12 protein-coding genes, 1 tRNA gene and 1 pseudogene are annotated in these 15,739 nt (G+C 59.0%); 10 read left to right on the top strand and 4 right to left on the bottom strand.

Going from position 1 to position 15,739, the window contains the following annotated elements; translation table 11 throughout:
* The first annotated feature begins 10 nt into the window (after positions 1-10).
* Entirely contained in the window at positions 11-1,426 is a 1,416-nt protein-coding gene (locus CHX26_RS04075; RefSeq protein WP_104941273.1) for a cytochrome P450, read from the top strand.
* 144 nt (positions 1,427-1,570) lie between these two features.
* Here CHX26_RS04075 and CHX26_RS04080 read toward each other — a convergent pair whose 3' ends face one another.
* On the bottom strand, positions 1,571-1,732 hold the full coding sequence (locus CHX26_RS04080; RefSeq protein ID WP_104941274.1) for a DUF1674 domain-containing protein: 162 nt from the start codon (positions 1,730-1,732) through the stop codon (positions 1,571-1,573).
* Between the two features lie 54 nt (positions 1,733-1,786).
* On the opposite strand from CHX26_RS04080, the gene CHX26_RS04085 reads away from it, so the two are divergent.
* Positions 1,787-3,121, top strand: a complete 1,335-nt coding sequence (locus CHX26_RS04085; protein WP_104941275.1) for an RsmB/NOP family class I SAM-dependent RNA methyltransferase — start codon at positions 1,787-1,789, stop codon at positions 3,119-3,121.
* Positions 3,122-3,493: 372 nt separating this feature from the next.
* On the opposite strand, the gene msrA is transcribed toward CHX26_RS04085, so the two are convergent.
* Complete coding sequence (msrA, locus tag CHX26_RS04090) at positions 3,494-4,039, bottom strand: peptide-methionine (S)-S-oxide reductase MsrA (RefSeq protein ID WP_104941276.1); 546 nt, start codon at positions 4,037-4,039, stop codon at positions 3,494-3,496.
* 102 nt (positions 4,040-4,141) lie between these two features.
* Here msrA and CHX26_RS04095 point away from each other — a divergent pair, with 102 nt between their 5' ends.
* From CHX26_RS04095 to CHX26_RS04130, 8 genes are all read left to right on the top strand, one after another.
* Complete coding sequence (locus tag CHX26_RS04095) at positions 4,142-5,029, top strand: class I SAM-dependent methyltransferase (protein ID WP_104941277.1); 888 nt, start codon at positions 4,142-4,144, stop codon at positions 5,027-5,029.
* A 76-nt stretch (positions 5,030-5,105) separates the two neighbouring features.
* Entirely contained in the window at positions 5,106-5,972 is an 867-nt protein-coding gene (aguB, locus tag CHX26_RS04100) for an N-carbamoylputrescine amidase (RefSeq protein WP_104941278.1), read from the top strand.
* Between the two features lie 26 nt (positions 5,973-5,998).
* Positions 5,999-6,463, top strand: coding sequence for a 2-amino-4-hydroxy-6-hydroxymethyldihydropteridine diphosphokinase (folK, locus tag CHX26_RS04105; RefSeq protein WP_257790857.1), 465 nt, complete (start codon positions 5,999-6,001; stop codon positions 6,461-6,463).
* Positions 6,464-6,495: 32 nt separating this feature from the next.
* Positions 6,496-6,571, top strand: a tRNA-Lys gene (locus CHX26_RS04110).
* A gap of 230 nt (positions 6,572-6,801) precedes the next feature.
* A complete protein-coding gene (locus CHX26_RS04115; RefSeq protein ID WP_104941279.1) occupies positions 6,802-9,489 on the top strand; it encodes a class I SAM-dependent DNA methyltransferase in 2,688 nt (895 codons plus the stop codon).
* Between the two features lie 11 nt (positions 9,490-9,500).
* Entirely contained in the window at positions 9,501-11,501 is a 2,001-nt protein-coding gene (locus tag CHX26_RS04120; RefSeq protein ID WP_104941280.1) for a DEAD/DEAH box helicase, read from the top strand.
* A 1-nt stretch (position 11,502) separates the two neighbouring features.
* The gene (locus tag CHX26_RS04125; protein WP_104941281.1) at positions 11,503-12,681 is read left to right on the top strand and encodes a GIY-YIG nuclease family protein; all 1,179 of its coding nucleotides are present in this window, start codon (positions 11,503-11,505) and stop codon (positions 12,679-12,681) included.
* A gap of 9 nt (positions 12,682-12,690) precedes the next feature.
* Entirely contained in the window at positions 12,691-13,374 is a 684-nt protein-coding gene (locus CHX26_RS04130; protein WP_104941282.1) for a hypothetical protein, read from the top strand.
* 11 nt (positions 13,375-13,385) lie between these two features.
* On the opposite strand, the gene CHX26_RS04135 is transcribed toward CHX26_RS04130, so the two are convergent.
* Both CHX26_RS04135 and tnpC read right to left on the bottom strand, forming a co-directional pair.
* On the bottom strand, positions 13,386-13,949 hold the full coding sequence (locus CHX26_RS04135) for a hypothetical protein (RefSeq protein WP_104941283.1): 564 nt from the start codon (positions 13,947-13,949) through the stop codon (positions 13,386-13,388).
* Between the two features lie 165 nt (positions 13,950-14,114).
* Positions 14,115-15,717 (bottom strand): annotated as a pseudogene (gene tnpC / locus CHX26_RS04140) (IS66 family transposase).
* Positions 15,718-15,739 lie beyond the last annotated feature (22 nt).

The following is a 15,739-nucleotide window of genomic DNA, read 5'->3' on the forward strand; positions in this document are numbered from 1 at the left end:
CGAGACCCCCATGGCCACCCTTGCCGAAGCCCCGCGTTCCGCCTCTGGCGCCCCCGACGATGCTCCCCGCCATTGGGGAGAGGGTCGTCTGACTGAAGCCGATCTCGCCCACATCCCCGGTGAGGCGGGCTGGCCGGTGGTCGGCAACACCTTCACCATGCTCGCCGATCCCCACGCCTTTGCCGAGCGAATGATCAAGACCCACGGCAAGGTCTACAAGAACCGCGCGTTTGGCGGCTGGCAGGTCGCCCTGATCGGCGCGGAGGCGAACGAGCTGCTGTTGTTCAACAAGGACAAGATCTTCTCCAGCGAACAGGGCTGGGGGCCGGTGCTCGACCAGCTCTTCCCGCGGGGTTTGATGCTGATGGATTTCGAGCATCACCGGATTGACCGCCGCGCGCTCTCGATCGCGTTCAAGCCCGAACCGATGCGGCATTACTCGGGCGCGCTCAATCGCGGGATCGCTCGCGAGGTGGCGGGCTGGGCCGGGCCGAAGGAGTTCTACCCGGCGATCAAGAAGCTGACGCTCGATCTGGCCGCCGACAGCTTCATCGGCCTGCCCTGGGGGCCTGAGGCCGACAAGATCAACGAGGCTTTCGTCGACATGGTGCAGGCCTCGGTCGCACCGATCCGTAAGCCGCTGCCCTTCACCAAGATGAAGAAGGGCGTCGATGGCCGCGCCTTCCTCGTCGACTATTTCACCCGCGAGACCCTGCGCCGCCGCGCGGAAGGCGGCGGGCAGGACATGTTCAGCCAGTTTGCCACCGCCACCCGCGAGGACGGCTCCCTGCTGCCGGTCGATGAAGTCGTCGATCACATGAACTTCCTGATGATGGCGGCGCATGACACCATCACATCATCAGCCACCTCGCTGATCTTCCACCTCGCGACCAATCCCGAATGGCAGGAGAAGCTGCGCGAGGAGATTTTCGCGGTCACCGGCGGGCCGGACGGCGATGGCAACCCCCGCCCGCTCGATTACGACGATCTGGCCAAGCTCGACCTAACCGAAATGGCGTTCAAGGAATCGCTGCGGATGATCCCGCCCGTTCCATCAATGCCGCGCCGGGCGCTGCGCGAATTCGAATATGGCGGCTACCGTATTCCGGCGGGTGCGATGGTCGGGATCAACATCTACTGGACCCACCATTCCGAAGAATATTGGGACAATCCCTTCACCTTCGATCCGATGCGCTTCACCCCCGACAAGGTGAAGGCCCGCCACAAATATGCCTGGGTGCCGTTCGGCGGGGGCGCGCATATGTGCCTTGGCCTGCACTTTGCCTACATGCAGGTGAAGATCCTGCTCGCCCAGCTGCTCCAGCGCTACCGGATCGAGGCGGCGTCGGGTTATAACCCCGAATGGCAGGACTGGCCGATTCCGCAGCCCAAGGACGGATTGCGGGTGGAGTTCAAGCCTCTCTGATTCCTACCCCTCCGTCAGCCGCCTTCGGCGTCTGCCACCTCCCCATCCCTGCGGGACGGGGAGGGATTTGACCCCTTATTCCTCCCCGTTCGGAACGAATGGGGAGGTGGCAGCGCGAAGCGCTGACGGAGGGGTCTTCATCTCTCAAAAATCGACCGCGATCCCGTCGCCCCGCTCCCAGTCGCCGTAGCGGGTGGGGGAGAGCTTCTCGTCATTCTTGACCGCCTTGGGCACCGGCACCGGATCATTGGTCCAGTGCGGGGGCTTCTTGAAGTTCTTCGCGGCTTCGGACTTTTCCTTGGTCATGGGGGTCAAATGCGCGTGCTGGCGCTTTGTTTCAAGGACGGTTAGGGGCGAGCGATGCCTCAGACCCCCGGATTGTCCGTGCGCCGCGCTGCGCTTCGCTTGCTTGATGCGGTGCTGCGCCGGGGCGAGACGCTGGAGCAGGCCGAAGGCGCGGCGCTGTCCGATATCCGCAAGGCCCCCGACCGCGCGCTGGCCAAGGCGATTGCGGGCGAGACTTTGCGCTGGCTGACCGATCTCGACGCCCTGATTGACAGCGCCACGCAGCAGAACCTACCCGATGATGCCAAGGCGCGCATGGTGCTCCGGCTGATGCTGGCGCAGGCGCTGCGGCTCGACACGCCGCCGCATGCGGTGATCGCGACCGGCCTGCCGCTGCTGGCAGGCGGACCGCGCCGGCTGGCGCATGGGGTATTCTCGGCGCTGATGAAGCGGGGCGATTCTCCCCTCCCGCCTGCGGGAGGGGCCGGGGGTGGGAATGTTGATCAGGCCCACCCCAACCCCTCCCGCGAGCGGGAGGGGCTATCCCTGCTGCCCGATTCCCCGACCCTGCCCGGACGCGTCATCGCCCGCTGGGGCGCGGAGAAAGCCGCCGCCATTGCCCCCGGCCTCGCCTTCCCGCCCGAGCTTGATCTGGCATTGAAGGACGCCGACGAAACGCAGGCCCGTGCTGTAGCGATGGGCGGCATCAGCCTCGCCCCCGGCCATATCCGCCTGCCGAGGGGCGCAGCAGTGGAGAGCCTTGCGGATTTCAAGGCGGGCGACTGGTGGGTGCAGGATCTCGCCGCCTCGCTCCCCGCCCGCTTGCTGGGCGCCGGGGGTGGCAGGAGCGCGCTCGATCTGTGCGCCGCGCCGGGCGGCAAGACGATGCAACTCGCCGCCGCCGGATGGAAAGTCACCGCGCTCGACATGAGCAAGCGGCGGCTCGATCTGCTCAAGGACAATCTGAAGCGCACCGGCCTGAAGGCCTCGCCGGTGCGGGCCGATGCCCTCACATGGGAGCCCAAGCACCGCTTCGACGCAATCCTGATCGACGCGCCCTGCAGCGCCACCGGCACCTGCCGCCGCCACCCGGACGTGCTCCACCGCATCGGCAAGGGGCAGATTGCCGAGATGGTGGAACTGCAACGCACGATGGTGACGCGCGCGGCGGCATGGCTCAATCCGGGTGGCGTGCTGGTCTATGCCGTGTGCTCGCTGGAGGCCGAGGAGGGCGAGGAACAGGCGGCGTGGATCGATGCCAACCTTGGCCTGACGCCCAAGCCGATCACGGCGGAGGAGCTCCCCGCAGGCCTCACGCCGACGCCCGAGGGCTGGTTGCGCACCCATCCCGGGATGCTGGCGGATCAGGGCGGCCTCGACGGGTTCTTCGTGGCGCGGTGGGTCAGGTAATCAAAACCCCGTCACCCCGTGCTTGACACGGGGCCAGGCTTTTCTTCGATGGAGTGGGCAGAAAGAAGCCAAGCCCCGTGTCAAGCACGGGGCGACGATGCTTGGATTGTGGCCTATGCGGTCGCTTGCGGCAATTGTGCTTTCGGGATGATGCTCGGGCGCAGCGAATGGCTGGAAGTGGTTGGTTAGCGGACAACTCTATTTTTCGCCTCCCCGGACTTGATCCGGGGCCCCGCTGCCTTTCAATGCAAGACAAGAAAGAAGCGGGGTCCCGGGTCAAGCCCGGGAAGGCGTGAGTGCTGAACGACCGCAATGGGGTCGATAGCCGAAAGTCAGCTTTTTCCCGAATGACCAAGAAAGCAGCCTTTCCGCTCAACCCTTCACATATTTCTGAAACGACTTCCTCAGCTTCATCAGCTTGGGGGGGATCACCGCGAGGCAATAGGGATTGCGCTGGCCTTCGCCGTCCCAGTATTCCTGATGGTAGTCCTCGGCCGGATACCATTCTGCCGTCTGCGCGCCGCCATCGAGGCCTTCGATGGTGGTGACAGCCATCTTGCCGTTCTCGGCATTCCAGCGCCCGATCGCGGCCTTGGCTTCCTCGCCCTGTTCGGCGGACAGCGGGAAGATCGCGCTGCGATACTGCGTGCCCACGTCGTTGCCCTGCCGGTTCAGCTGCGTCGGATCATGCGTGCCGAGGAACACGTCATAGATTTCCGCAAGGCTGATGACGCCCGGATCAAAGGTCACGCGGATGCCCTCGGCATGGCCGGTGGTGCCGGTGCAGACTTCCTTGTAGGTCGGGTTCGGCTTGGTGCCGCCGATATAGCCGCTCTCCACGCTCTCCACGCCCACCACATCGCGGAACACCGCCTCGGTGCACCAGAAGCAGCCGCCTGCAATGATCGCCGTTTCCATATTGCTCACTCGAATTCTCCGCTGGTTTCTGGCACAGATAGGGGCATCAGCCGTTTTTGCCAGACGGACACACAATCCATCCGCGTTTCAGGAGAGACCTTCGTGAACAGACTGATCCTTGCCGCCGCTGCCAGCGGTCTTGCCCTTGCCGCGCCGCTCATGGCGCATCAGCACGGCGATCATGCCGGGCATGGTGCGCATGGGGATGACCATGTGCGCGACACCGCCACCTTCATGAAAATGCACGGCGAACAGGTGTCGGCGGCGATCAACCACCCCACCCGCGCCGAAGATGCCAAACGCGATGTCCACCGCAATCCGGCAGAGGTGCTGGCCTTCTTCCATGTCGGCCCGCACATGAAGGTCGGCGAATATTCCCCCGGCGGCGGATGGTATTCGCGCCTGCTCGGCCACTATCTGGGCGGTGAGGGGCAGCTGGTCGGGATCTATGCCAATGCGCTGACCGCGACACCCGACCCTGCCCGCCAGCAGCGCATTCGTGATCAGGCCGCAGGCTTCGGCAAGGAAGTGGCGGGCTATACGGGCCTGCCGGCAGAGAAGTTCTCCGGCCTGACGCTCGATGCCATTCCCGATGACCAGAAGGGCACCTTCGACCGCATCCTGGTGATCCGCGCACTGCACAGCCCGACCCGCATGGGCACCGCCGATACCGAGATCCGGGCGATGCGCGAGCTGCTCAAGGATGACGGGCTGATCGGCATCATCCAGCACCGCGCCAAACCCGATGCGCCGTGGGCCTATGCCAATGGCTCGAAGGGCTATCTCAAGCAGCAGGACATGATCGACTTCATGCGCTTGCAGGGCTTCGAACTGGTCGCCGCGAGCGAGATCAACGCCAACGCCATGGACACCGCCGATCATCCGCAGGGCGTGTGGGAAATGCCCCCCTCGCTCGCCACCAAGCGCGATGACCTCAAGGACAAGGGCGAAAGCGACCGGATGACTCTGCTGTTCAAGAAGGCGAAGTAATCGCGCCTTTGTCTGCCGCGATTTCCGAGCCGTTCGGTGTTCCACCGAACTCGAAATCGCTATAAAGGGCGGCGGCATGAGTGCTATCACCGTCGCCGCCCTTCAGCTCCCCCTCGGTTCCGAGGACGAAGCCACCAATATTGCCGCCGTCAGCGCGCTGGTCGAACAGGCCGCCGCCGCTGGCGCGCAGCTGATCCTGCCCCCGGAGCTCTTTTCCGGCCCCTATTTCTGCCGCGAGGAAGACGAGGCGCTGTTCGCCCTCGCCCGGCCCACGCCTGAGCACCCCAGCGTGATCGCGATGCAGGCGCTCGCCGCGAAGCTCAAGGTGACGATCCCCACCAGCTTCTTCGAGCGTGACGGACACCACTATTACAACACCCTCGCGATGATCGGCTCGGATGGCGCGATCATGGGCACCTATCGCAAGAGCCACATTCCCGATGGGCCGGGCTATGAGGAAAAATACTATTTCCGCCCCGGCAACACCGGCTTCAAGGTGTGGGATGTGCCGGGGGAGGGCGGCGCGCTCGCCCGCGTCGGTGTCGGCATTTGCTGGGACCAGTGGTATCCCGAATGCGCGCGGGTGATGGCGCTGATGGGCGCGGAGCTGCTGCTCTACCCCACTGCCATCGGGTCCGAACCCTATGACGCCGATCTCGACACGAGCCGGATGTGGCGGCGGGCAATGATCGGCCATGCCGTGTCGAACTGCATGCCGGTGGTCGCGGCCAACCGCATCGGCACGGAAGGCGGGCAGCGGTTCTATGGCCATTCCTTCATCAGCGACGAATGGGGCGATCTGGTCGCGAATTATGGCGCGGACGAGACCGGCGTGCTGACTGCGCGGCTCGATCTGGCGCGTGCCGCCACCCACCGCGCCGGCATGGGCTTCTTCCGCGACCGCCGCCCGCAGCTTTACGGGCGCATCGCCGAGGATATCTGAGGCTGTCCAGCACCTACCTCGTCGCGCTGGGCAGCAACCGGCGGCACCATGCCCATGGTGATCCGCGCGGGGTGCTGCTGGCGGCGATGGAGGAATGCGCCGCCTTCGGCACAGTGACAGCGCGCTCGCCCGTGATCGCCACGCCGCCAATGGGCGCGGCGCAGCGCCGTTTTGCCAACGCCGCGCTGGTGCTGGAGAGCGAACTTGCCCCGCCCGCTCTGCTCGCTGCGCTGAAGCACACCGAACGCCAGTTCGGACGGCGCCGCGGCCAGCGCTGGGGCGACCGTGTGCTGGACTGCGATATTATCCTGTGGAGCGGCGGGATCTGGCGTTCCCATGGCCTCGCCATCCCTCACGCCGCCTATGCAGGTCGCCGCTTCGTGCTTGATCCGGCCTGCACCATCGCCCCCGGCTGGCGCGATCCGGCAACCGGTTTAAGCATCGCGCAAGCCCAAGCCCGCTTGACCCGCCCGCGCCCCCTGCCTAGGTGAGCGCGCTCCCGCCAACGCGCGGGAACGCGTGTGGGCCCGTAGCTCAGTAGGTAGAGCAGCTGACTTTTAATCAGCGGGTCACAGGTTCGAATCCTGTCGGGCTCACCATTTTTATCAATGAAATCAAGGGTATATTAGGGAAATCTTCGACCAGAGGATTTCCCTGAAAAGGTATAAACAGGTATAAACTGTTTTCTGGAGATTCGGTGGTGTTTGCCTGGCTGTTCAATAATAGGGCGGGTCTCAGGCGTCCGGCCAATTTCCTCATGAATGGTGATGGCTCTTTCGTCTCGGCAAAGGCATGGTAATCAAGGACTATCTCAGTCCCAAGGAAGCCCATGAACGCCGTCGAGATCGAGGAAGCTGTAGCCGAGCTAATCCAGCAACCGTATGAACCGCTTGCCTTTATCACCGGCTTCATGGCAGCCTACGGCGCTTCGGCCACAACGATAACCCGCCTCAAAGAGGGTGACGGCAACACATCGGATCTGTTGGATGGCATCCTTTGGAAGAAATGGGTCCACTTCCAGCCATCCGCTCCGGGGCAGACCTCGGATGCGTTGGATGCAATTGAGGCCAGCCGGAAGACGGCCCAAGGCAAGGTCCGGTATGCCATCACCACAGATGGAAACGAATTTGCCGCCCGTGACCTGAAGACCGGCGAAGCCCTCTTCTGTCCGTTGCCGGACCTTGAAAACCGCTTTGGCTTCTTCCTGCCGATTGCCGGAATCGACCGGTATGAGGTGGCTGACGAGAATCCGGTTGATATCAAAGCAACGGGTAGGCTTGCCAAACTCTATGACGCACTGATCGCAGAGAACCCGGACTGGGCAACAGATGCTCGCCGGCACGACATGAACCAGTTCATGACCCGTGTGATTTTCTGCCTCTTTGCGGAAGATACCGGCATTTTCCCGGACAACATTTTTTCCGAAACGCTGGCCACTCGTTGCTCAGCTCACCCAGAGAATATCGCTCCAACACTGGAAACGATGTTTGAGGTGATGAACCTCAACGACAAGGATGGCAGTCGAGACGGGAAACCGACTTGGGTCTGCGCCTTCCCGTATGTGAACGGCGGTCTGTTCGCCGGATCGCTGAAAGTCCCTGAATTTGACTGGATGAGCTGGCGCTACCTACGGGATGCCGGGAAGCTGGATTGGAAGGTTATCAACCCGGACATTTTCGGGTCCATGATCCAATCGATCGTCAATACCGACGAGCGTGGTGAACTGGGGATGCACTACACCTCGGTTCCCAACATCCTGAAGGTGCTGAATCCCCTTTTCCTCGATGGGCTGCGGGAAGAGGTTGAGGCTGGATGGGGCAGCAAGGCAAAGCTGCAAGCCGTCCTAAAACGGTTGATGAAGATCAGGGTTTTCGATCCGGCGTGTGGCTCGGGCAATTTCCTTGTGATTGCCTACCGGGAAATGCGGGAAATCGAGATCCGGGTTCTCAAGCGGTTGCAAGAGCTGACCGGCGAGATGGCTGGGCTGTGGTCCCACGTCGAGCTGAAGAACTTTTACGGCATTGAGATTGGAGACTTTGCCGCCGAAACGGCCAAACTGGCGCTGTGGATCGCACAGCATCAGATGAACCAAAAATTCGAAGATGCGTTTGGGAAGCTTCCACCCGAACTTCCACTAAGGACAGGCGCTACTGTCGTCTGCGGAAATGCTCTCCGGCTCGATTGGTCGTCAGTGTGCTCGCCACCTTCTGCCGAACTGGAAACATATATTGTTGGCAACCCCCCTTATTTGGGAAGGCAGCGACAAACAAATGAGCAGAAGCAAGACAAAGAAAAACTGTTTTCGGGTAGGATAAAAAATTACAAGTCACTCGATTATGTGTCGGGATGGTTCCTAAAATGTAATGATTTTGTGACCATGGCCAGCGGCCGCTCTGGTTATGCGTTGGTTGCAACGAACTCAATATGCCAAGGTCAGCATGTTTCTATTCTCTGGGAAAAACTTCTTGCGGCAGGTGTGGAAATCGGTTTTTCGCATACTTCCTTTGCGTGGAAGAATAACGCCAGAAACAATGCTGCTGTCATAGTAGTAATAGTGGGAATATTGAAAAATGTTCATCCACTTAAGAAGAAAATATATGATAACGATCTTGTTTATGAATGTGACAATATAACTCCATACATAACAAGTGGCCGAAACGTTATAGTCCACCCAGTTTCCAACGCATCTTCTAATAAGCCGAGAATGCAGTTTGGGAATATGGCTCTGAATGGTGGAAGTTTAATCTTTGACCAAAGGGAAAGGGATGAGTTCCTCCATAGAAACCCTAATGCAGAAAAATATTTTAGAAAGCTCGTTGGCTCTGAGGAATTCATCCGTGGCACGATGAGGTATTGCCTTTGGATACGTCAAAATGATTTGGAGGACGCAGCCAGCATACCCGATATTGCCGATCGCATAGCTACTGTTCAGCGCCTGAGACTGGAGAGCTCAGATGCCGCTACTCGACGGATGGCTGAAATGCCATACCGGTTCCGTGAGCAGCACGAGTCTCATAGCTACTCCCTCATAGTGCCGAGGGTGTCATCAGACAGAAGAATTTATATTCCGTGCGGAGTTTTAGATTCTGAATGTATAATTTCAGATTCTGCATTTGCCATTTTTGATGCGCCTCTCTGGACCATGTCCGTCATAAGTTCCAAGATGCACATTTGTTGGATCCGAGCGGTTTGCGGAAAGTTGAAGGGTGACTACAGATATTCCAATACAATCGGATGGAACACCTTTCCCATTCCGGATCTGGATGAAGGCTCACTCACCGAACTCGCAGCCAGCGCAGAAACCATTCAGTTAATCAGAGACAGCCATTTCCCATCGACTATCGCAGAGATCTACGATCCGGAGGGCATGCCAAGGGATTTGCTGGATGCCCACCGGTCCAATGACGAAGTGATTGAAAAGCTGTATGTTGGCAGGACATTCAAGAACGATACCGAGAGGCTTGAGCATCTGTTCAAGCTCTACACGAAGATGGTAGCCTCAAAGGGCAAGGCATAGGGGGCCACGTCATGCAGGAATTGGTGCATGTCACGTACGAGCAGACCGGCGAAAGTCAGCATCAGGATGCCATGGGCATGCGGGCCATGCAGCGCCGTGTCTTCAAGGAGCGTGGCTCTCAATATCTGTTGGTGAAGGCCCCGCCCGCCTCCGGTAAGTCTCGTGCCTTGATGTTTGTCGGCTTGGACAAGCTCGAAAACCAAGGGATCAGGAAGGTCATCGTGGCCGTCCCCGAAAAGTCTATCGGCAACTCGTTCCGCACAACGAACCTCACCAGCGGTGGGTTCTTCACCGACTGGGTAGTGGACTCCCGTTGGAACCTCTGCACCGACGAACCGGAAACCCGGACGGTGGAGAAGGGCAAGGTTCAGGCCTTCAAGTCGTTCCTGACCCAGCCGGACAAAATCCTCGTATGCACCCATGCCACCCTGCGCTTTGCCTTCGATGACCTTGGCCCGGAACCGTTCGATGGCTGCGTCCTTGCCGTTGACGAATTCCATCATGCCAGCGCTCATGAGCAAAACCGCCTTGGTGAGGTGGTCCGTGCGCTGGTTGAACGGGACAAGGCTCATATCGTAGCCATGACCGGATCGTATTTCCGTGGGGATGCGGAGATGGTCCTTCGACCGGAGGACGAGGCCAAGTTTACCCGTGTCACCTACACCTATTTTGAACAGCTGAATGGCTACGAGCATCTCAAGTCGCTCGGCATTGGCTACCATTTCTACAAGGGTGTGTACCTCGACAGCATCTCTGAGGTGCTCGATTGCAACAAGAAAACGATCATCCACATTCCGCACACGGCAGCGGCGGAAAGTACCAAGGACAAGTACAGCGAGGTTGGTCACATCCTCGATGCCATCGGTGATTACAAAGGTGTTGATCCGGCCACGGGCTTCTACCTCGTGCAGTCGGGAGACCGCTTGCTGAAGGTCGCTGACCTTGTGGAAGATGATCCCGAAAAGCGGATGCGGGTGCAGGCATCGCTGCGGAAACTCGAAGATCGGGATGCCGTCGACATCATCATTGCCATGGGAATGGCAAAAGAGGGCTTTGACTGGGTTTGGTGCGAACATGCGCTGACTGTGGGCTATCGGTCATCGCTTACCGAAATCATCCAAATCATTGGCCGGGCCACCCGTGATGCCCCGAACAAGGTCCATGCCCAGTTCACCAATCTGATCGCTGAACCTGATGCAACGCAGGACACCGTGATTTCAGCGGTGAACGATATGCTGAAGGCAATCTCGGCCTCCCTGTTGATGGAGCAGGTGATGGCCCCAAAATTCAAGTTCTACACGAGGAAAGACCCCGATGGTCCCGCCGGTGGCGGCGATGATGCTGACATCGAGATCGACAGCAACACCGGCGAAATCCACATAGGCATCAAGGGCTTTAAGGAGCCATCAACGGAACGTGTCCGGCAGATCGTGGAAGAGGACATCAATGATCTTGTAGCCAACGTTTGTCAGGACACCGTAATTGCCACCCAGGCATCAGCCAATCCCAACGTGACTCCCGAAGAGGTCAACAAGGTTTTCATCCCACGGATCATTGAATCCCGTTATCCCGACCTCTCGATGGATGAACAGGAGGAGGTCCGTCAGCAGTTGGTTGCCCGGATGAGCATCGTAGCAAAGGCCAACGACGAAGCCCGAAAGAGTGGCCGTGTCGGCATTTTGGAAATGATCAAAAAGTTCATCAACGTTCAGGACCTGAACATTGACCTGATCGACAGCATCAACCCCTTCCAGCAGGCATATGAGGTTCTGTCCAAGTCGCTCGACAGCAAGACGTTGGCCCAGATTCAGGAGGCCATTGCCGGCAAGAAGGTGAACCTGACCGAAGAGGATGTGGTCAACCTGTTTCCCAAACTCCAACGGTTTGTTGAACAGCACAAGCGGCAGCCGTCCCTGAACTCTGCCGATCCCGTGGAGCGGGTGCTGGCCGAGGCTCGTGCATGGCTCGTGGCCAAGAAGCGTGAGCGTCAGCAGCAGGAAGCTTCCCAGTAACATGTCGAAGCCATCCCTTGACGATATCCTGAATGGACCGGACCCGCTCGGCATCCTGCACGATGACACCCCGATCAAAGTCCGGACGACGGTGGATGACCGCACCAAGGCTGGCTTTGATGAGATCAATACGTTCGTCGATGCACATGGCCGTGAACCAGCGGAGGCTGACGGCGCTGATATCAAGGAAAAGGGGTTATCCCGCCGCCTTCAAACCATCCGTGCCAATCCGTCACTAGTGGCTGCGCTGGCGGGCATAGATCGGCATGGCTTGTTGGCCGTTGGCGGAGAGGACGAAACATCCACCCCGAAGAGCCTTGATGAGATTCTGGACCTCATCGATGATGACGGTGACGACGACAGCATTTTTTCTCTCCGTCACGTGAAGCCACGAGAGGAATTAGATCAGGCTGATTTCGTAGCTCGCCGGCAACCGTGCCGAGATTTTGATAAGTTCAAGCCGCTCTTTGAAAAAGTCCAACGGGAGTTGGAACTCGGTGTCCGCAAATCGGTGGAGTTCAAGGTCGAAAAAGAGATCGACCAAGGGCAGTTTTTTATCCTGAAGGGGCTAATTGCCTATGTGGCCGAGGTCGGGGAAACCTTCATCAAGAACGGCAAGGAAAATGCCCGTATCAGAACGATCTTCTCAAACGGTACAGAGCTGAACAACCTTCGCCGCTCTTTGGCCAAGGAACTCTATCGATATGGTGACGGTAGACGGATAACTGACCCGTTGCCGGGAGTGCTGTTCGGCGGAGAGCCAGGGGAAACCGATATAGGCACCGGGACCATCTACGTCCTTCGAAGTCTCTCCACCGATCCGAACGTTGCCCCGCACAAAAACGTCCTGCACAAGATCGGTGTGACCTCAATGTCGGTCGAACGTCGGATTGCCAACGCCGAGAATGATGCGACATATCTGCTAGCACCCGTTGAGATCGTTGCCAGCTACGAGCTGTTCAACATCAACAGCACTAAGCTGGAAAACATGCTCCATCGCTTTTTTGCAGCCGCTCGTGCGGAGATCACAATTCCTGATCGGTTCGGCAAACCTGTCCAGCCACGGGAGTGGTTCTTTGTCCCACTCCCGGCCATCCGGGAGGTGGTAAGGCGTCTGGAAGATGGCTCCATCACCCGAAGCCGTTATGATCCAATGACTGCTTCGATCGTCGATATCTGAGCCATTCAAATGACCCAGCCACAGATCAAATCCCGCCGCCAGCACATCCGCCTGTGGTTCGAGTTCTACAAACTGGCCCTTGATGACCCTGCCTTGCAGGACAACCTCGCCAAGGTCCGCACCTTCTACGAGCCATGGGGCGATCCCCGTGGCGTGGACTTTCGTGTTTGGTGGAAGGATCACGGCTACCTGTTTGGCGCTACGCAGGTCGAGGAGGCAACCAAGGTCTCGAGGGCTCCGAACGTCCTGAACCTCTCGATCCCCCTGAACCTGCCTGTCACGAAGACGCTACCTGACGTCAAAAGGCTGATTGAGGCGAAGCAACGAGAACGTTTGCAGGAACTGGGGCTGAATCCAGATGCAGCTAAGTCGCTTCATGCGGGGTTCGGCACCTATGAGATAAACGCAAAAGAGCTCCGTGGGCGACCGCTCCACGAAGCTCATGTGATTTACTGCATCTGGTTGGAGATGGGGAAGCCGACCATCAACTCGGACTTCTTACAGGCGGTCAGGGATAGGTTGCTGAACCGTCCAAGGGCAAAATGGCTGCCGAGTTTTCTGATGAGAGAGGCTGACGTTGATCGAAAGGGAAGCCGCCGCTTTGCCGAAGAGCAAATTCGGCAAATGCGGCGGTCTATTAAGAAAGCCCAAGACGTTTGCGAGGCTGTTTCTAAAGGGAAATTTCCCTCATGAATTGAGCTTAGTTAAGAGCCAACATCAATCGAAATCAGATTTTCTTTAATCGAAAATCCTTCAACGTATATCTCTTCATTGATGTAAAGGTCGACGTACCTCGACAATCCGTCAAATATATCATGAAAATATTTTGACTGAAGTGGCTCAATTTTACCGCAGAATTGAATAAATTTTACGGCATCATTTTTAATGATTCCTCTGTCGGTTCGCATAATATGGATATCTAAAGTTTCGAGGCTCAACTTAAGATTTTCCCTAGTCATTTCGACGGAATCATCAATGCATCGCAGATGCGGTGCCATCTCCAGCTCATTCTTTCGGAGTGCTAGATCCAAGAACACGATGCACGGCTTATGAAGGCGGGAGATTCCCCACTGATGGAAGTTCAGAAAATAACGAGCCATCTTCATGGATAGACTGCCAATCTCCCCTCTCCCAATCTCAGAAACATGGAAGTAGAGATCGTCGGTAATGACGTCGGATTGTCGATATGAATTGATGATATCACCTGAGTCTGAAATCTCACATACTATAAGGTCAACTTTTTCACCGGATTTTACTTTTGTATACATATGTTATGTTCCATTAAGATTCGAAATTTGCACTAAGAAATCGAAGTTATGAATGATTGACTGCTCAAAAACAGGTTGATGCCGTCCGAGTGACGCCCGTGTCGCTGTCGTTAAGGAGCTGCTTTCGGAGGGGCTTGGGGAGCTGCCATGCCGTAAGCGCTGTTTTCAGCCCACGTGGGCGTGCGGCAGGAGCTCGTCTATCCGCGATGCGGGGTGACCATTGGCGAGACTGGTGAGCGTCGCGGTCAGCCATGTGTGCGGGTTGATGCCGGTGAGTTTGTGCGATGCGGGGTGACCATTGGCGAGACTGGTGAGCGTGCGCGGTCAGCCATGTGTGCGGGTTGATGCCGGTGAGTTTGCAGTTCTCGATGAGTGTGGCGATCACCGCCCAGTTGTCGCCGCCCTCGTCGGAGCCGGCGAACAGAGCGTTCTTGCGGTTGAGAGCCAGCGGGCGGATGGCGCGCTCGACTGCGTTGTTGTCGAGATCGATGCGACCATCGTCGAGGAAGCGCGTCAGGCCATCCCAGCGTTTGAGGGCGTAGCTGATCGCTTCGCCGAGCTTCGCCTTGGCGCTGACCTGCCGGCCGCGTGCTTCAAGGAACCTGTAGAGGTCGTCGACGATCGGCCGGCTGCGCTGATCACGGACGCGGCGACGCTCGTCAGCAGATAGGCCGCGGATCTCGTCCTCAATGGCGTAGAGGGAAGCAACGTGGCGCAGCACGTCGGCGGCCACCGGCGAGCTCTCGGCAAGCTCGTAGAACTTGCGGCGCACGTGCGCCCAGCAGAACGCGAGGCGGATCTGCTGGTGACGCCGGGCCAGCGCCGCATAGGCACCATAGCCGTCGACCTGCAGGATACCGGCAAAGCCGTGCAGATGCGCTTCGGGTCGCTCGGTCTTGCGATCCGCTGCGTAGACATAGGCGACCATCGGCAGGTCGCTGCCGCCCCAAGGCCGGTCATCGCAGGCATAGGCCCAGATCTGGCCGGTCTTGGTGCGCTTGCGCCCGGGTTCGAGCACGGGCGCGGTGGTCTCGTCGGCGAACAGCCGCTCGGATCGTCGCAATCGCTCGAGGATGTGATCGCGTAAGGGACGCAGATACCAGGCCGCTCTGCCGACCCAGTCTGCAAGGGTGGAGCGGTCAAGCTGGATGCCCTGCCGCGCATAGATCTGCGCTTGCCGGTAGAGAGGCAGGTGATCGGCATACTTGGAGACCAGCACCTGCGCGATCAGTGCTTCGGTGGGGATGCCACCTTCGACGATCCGTGCCGGCGCCGGAGCCTGCACAACCGCGTTCTCGCAGGAGCGGCAACCATAGCGCGGACGCCGCGTGACCAGCACGCGGAAGGTGGTGGGGACGACATCGAGGCGTTCGGCAACATCCTCGCCGATCTGGTGGAGCGCGCCGCCGCAGCACGGACAGGCCTTCTCCTCGACATCGACGATCTGCTCGATCCGCTCAAGATGGGCGGGCAGCGACCCGCGGTTGGTCTTGCGCGGGCGTTCGCTCGGAGCCTTGCTTGCCTTGTTCCTGGCGAGCTCGGCCTGCGAGAGTGCGGCCTCAACTTCCTCGAGCGCCAGCTCGAACTGGTCCGCATCGAGCTGTTCAGACTTGCGGCCAAAACGATGACGCATCAGCGCATTGATGATCGCCTGCAGCCGCTCGTTCTCAGCCCGAAAAACCTTGAGAATATCCAGCTCGTGGGCCTGTTCGAGGACGAGCGCGCGCAGCGCGTCAACGTCATCGGGAAGGTCCGCTTCCATCAGCATGAATAGGTTGAATCAGTCCGCG

The organism is Porphyrobacter sp. HT-58-2 (genome assembly GCF_002952215.1).
In the GTDB taxonomy this organism is placed as follows: Bacteria; Pseudomonadota; Alphaproteobacteria; order Sphingomonadales; family Sphingomonadaceae; genus Erythrobacter.